We start from the raw sequence: 1,889 nt of genomic DNA, 5'->3' as shown, positions 1-1,889 counted from the left end.
GTCGACGGCACCGTCGCCCTACGGCGCCTGTACCTCGCGCGGTTCGCGTTCGCGCTGCTCTGGGCGGCGCTGCTGCTGCCGAACGCGGCGGAGGTCGGCCCGCTGACCGCGGCGCTGCTGGTGCTCTACCCGCTGGTGGACGTGGCCGCCGCCGTGATCGACGCCCGCTCCTCGCGTGCGACCGGGGTGGCTCCGGGCCTGTACGCCACGATCGTCCTGGGCGGGTTCGCGGCCGTCGGGCTCGTCGTCGTCCTCGGCTCGGGCGTGCCGGCGGTGCTGCGGGTCTGGGGTGCCTGGGCCGTCGTCGCCGGGGTCGCCCAGCTCGTCGTCGCCCTGCGGCGTCGCGCGGCGGGCGGCCAGGGGGCCATGATCGCGAGCGGGTCCCTCTCGGTCGTCGCGGGCGCTTCGTTCGTGCTGATGGCCTCGGGCGGCGAGGCGTCCCTGACCGGGGTCGCCGGCTACGCCCTGCTCGGTGGTGTCTTCTTCCTGGTGTCGGCGCTGAGGCTCGGCCGGGTCGCGTCCGCGTGACGGTGACACGGTGACGGTGACACGGTCGACGGGCCGGCCGTCCGTGTCAGGGTCCAGGACGTGTCGTCGGTTCCCGACCCGCCGGTCGGCGTCGGCCGGGAGGCCGGGGCGCCGGGTTTCGTACCGTCGTCGTGCAGAACGGCCGACTCGGCGACGAAACCGTATCGTGTGAATAACTGACCCTCGGTGATTGTTCCCCACGATGGTGTTTCCCGGGTTGATCCGTGCGCTTTCCGCCCCCTATCGTTCTCCTCAGCCGGTTCGGGCTCCCCCCTTTGTCGTCGGACCGGCACGTGCCCGGATCCGCATGGATCCGTGACTCACCAGGAGAAGACTGTGCAGAAGAAGAAGGCCGGTTTCGTCGCCGCCGTGTCCGCCGTCGCCCTGATCGGCCTGTCGCCGCTGGCGTTCGCCGGCTCGGACAGCGTCATCGACAAGGACGCGAAGGGCCTCGTTGCCGGCCTGAACGGCAACAACGCCCAGGTTCCGGTCCAGGCGTGCAACAACAACATCCCGGTCAACGTCCTGGGTGTCCAGGTTCCGGTCGAGGACGCGGCTGCGGCCAACGGCCTCACCGGTGGCGCCGGCATCCTGGGCGAGGGCAAGGCCAAGTCGGGCGACTCCGTCACCGACCAGTCGGACAACTGCGGCCAGGAGGCCGGCGCGGGCGACTCGGTCAACTGACCGGATCCTCTCGCTGACGTGCCCCGGGGCCTTCGCGGCTCCGGGGCACGTCCGTGTCCGGAGTGGGGCCCGCGGGCACCCGCCGTGGTCGTCGTCGCCGGTTCGGGTGGCGTTCCGGGCGATTCGCCTCGATCACATCCGACCCCATCGTGGGAGTGAGGTGTTCTCAGTAGCGGGGTGGCAGGTCGTGGCGACACGCCGAGGGTGGTGAGATGAGCGGGAACGGGGCAGGACCCCGGTAGATCGGTTCGGTCCAGCACAGATCGACACCGTCACCGAGGTCCTGCATGTCTGATCCTGTCACCTACACCGCTGTCCTCCCGATCGGGGAGCGCACCGTGGCCTATCTGGCGCGGCTCCTGGTCCTTCAACGCCGTCGACGTGGCACCCGGCGGCGGGCGTTGACCCCGTTCGCCCAGGCAGTGCTGGTGATCCGCTGGTTCTGTGATGCTACCCGGGTCCGATGTTCGGCCGGTGACAACGCGATCAGCACTGCAACGGCCTACCGTTACCTGCACGAAGGCATCGACGTCCTCGCCGCGGCCGCACCCGGCCTGCACGGAGCCCTGCTCGCCGCCCGCACAGCCGGGCACACCCACGTGAATCTCGACGGCACCCTGATCGCCACCGACCGGTGCCGCGCGCTCGGCCTCACCCCCGGGGTCGACCTGTGGTGG

At 71.0% G+C, this 1,889-nt stretch carries 2 protein-coding genes and 1 pseudogene; all 3 read left to right on the top strand.

Features of this window, described 5'->3' with window-relative positions; genetic code table 11:
- A partial coding sequence (locus tag Ae505Ps2_RS05900; RefSeq protein ID WP_349289821.1) for a hypothetical protein occupies positions 1-528 on the top strand: 528 nt, incomplete at its 5' end.
- A gap of 336 nt (positions 529-864) precedes the next feature.
- A complete protein-coding gene (locus Ae505Ps2_RS05895; protein WP_020628222.1) occupies positions 865-1,212 on the top strand; it encodes a hypothetical protein in 348 nt (115 codons plus the stop codon).
- Positions 1,213-1,499: 287 nt separating this feature from the next.
- Positions 1,500-1,889 (top strand): annotated as a pseudogene (locus Ae505Ps2_RS33145) (IS5/IS1182 family transposase); the annotation flags it as partial.

Source organism: Pseudonocardia sp. Ae505_Ps2, assembly GCF_001932425.1.
Classification (GTDB): Bacteria; Actinomycetota; Actinomycetes; order Mycobacteriales; family Pseudonocardiaceae; genus Pseudonocardia.
The sequence above is the reverse complement of the archived record's forward strand: the minus strand, read 5'-3'. Positions and strand labels throughout refer to the sequence as shown.